General features: G+C 62.4%; 1 protein-coding gene. It reads left to right on the forward strand.

The features are described 5' to 3' along the window. On the forward strand, window positions 1-550 hold a 550-nt coding region (locus tag AC1VAN_RS22230; RefSeq protein ID WP_480986793.1), incomplete at its 5' end, for a methyl-accepting chemotaxis protein. Window positions 551-1,263: the final 713 nt, after the last annotated feature.

The following is a 1,263-nucleotide window of genomic DNA, read 5'->3' on the forward strand; positions in this document are numbered from 1 at the left end:
GATCAATGCTTCCTCGCGTCGCATCGTCGACATCATCGGTGTGATCGATGGCATTGCCTTCCAGACCAACATCCTGGCATTGAACGCGGCGGTGGAAGCGGCGCGTGCCGGTGAGCATGGTCGTGGTTTCGCCGTGGTTGCCACCGAGATCCGCGAGCTCTCGCATCGCTCGGCGGGTGCGGCAAAGGAAATCAAGCAGCTGATCGATGCGTCTGTTGCCAACGTCGGTGCCGGAACGGCGCAGGTCGAGAGCGCCGGCCGGACCATGGACGAGATCGTGGTCGACGTGCGGCGTGTCAGCGACCTGATGACCGAGATCAGTGCGGCTGCGCAACAGCAGAGCGATGACATCCAGCAGATGAACCACGCGGTGGATCTGATCGATCAGGGCACGCAGCAGAATGCAGCGCTGGTGGAAGAGGCCTCAGCGGCCGCGCGCAGCATGGAAGAGCAGTCTTCGCAGCTGCTGCAGACGGTGGCAGGGTTCCGTGTGCACGCGGGGGCAGGGCATGGTCATGGCGTGCATTCCCCGGCGCTGCGGGTGGTGTAGGGCGCCGGCGCGCGCTGGCTTATGAGGCGGCGCGGGCCGCCCCGGCCAACGCAACGGTGGCTTGCTCTGGAACGGCAGTAAACTCCGGGCTCGCCCGTCACTGCTCAGTCACCGTGTCCCTATCGGCAGCGCGTGGTCGACGTTCTCGACGATTTAGCCAGGTACCTTGATGGCTGGGAAGGGCCTACCCAGGCATCGGACTGATTGATGAGTCCGCTCTGGCGGCCAAGGTGTGATCGCACTCGACCAAGCGGGCGTTGCTGACGGCTTGGCGCCCTCCGCATTGGRCACAAGCGAGCAGCGTACCGCCCGGTATGGATTGGAGGTCGGGGCCTGTCGAGTGAGTGACGTGCTGGCAACTGTTACACCGGACGCTGATTGCGATGACGCTTTGGATGTTCCCCTGCTGATCGCGCATCGGGTCGATGTTGAGAACGTAGAAAAGACCTGTGTCTGGCATGGCCGTGTACCGAAGAGTCAATGCATGCTGCAGGGTGGAGCGGGTTGATCTTGTGACGAGAGTGCGGATTCAGCAAGAGTTTTGGAGCTGAAGCGCTATGGATTCTGCCTAAACGGACAGGCTGAGGACGCTGGTCGACCCTTGTGCAATCGCCGCTTGATCAACCAGGACCGGCCAAAGCGCTGGACGCCCGAGCGTCAAACGTTCTTCTGCAGAAAGTCTGCGAATCTGGCCAGGCTGATAGCCTGCCGAT

The sequence above is a fragment of the Stenotrophomonas sp. 05L44_2 genome, from assembly GCF_056665995.1.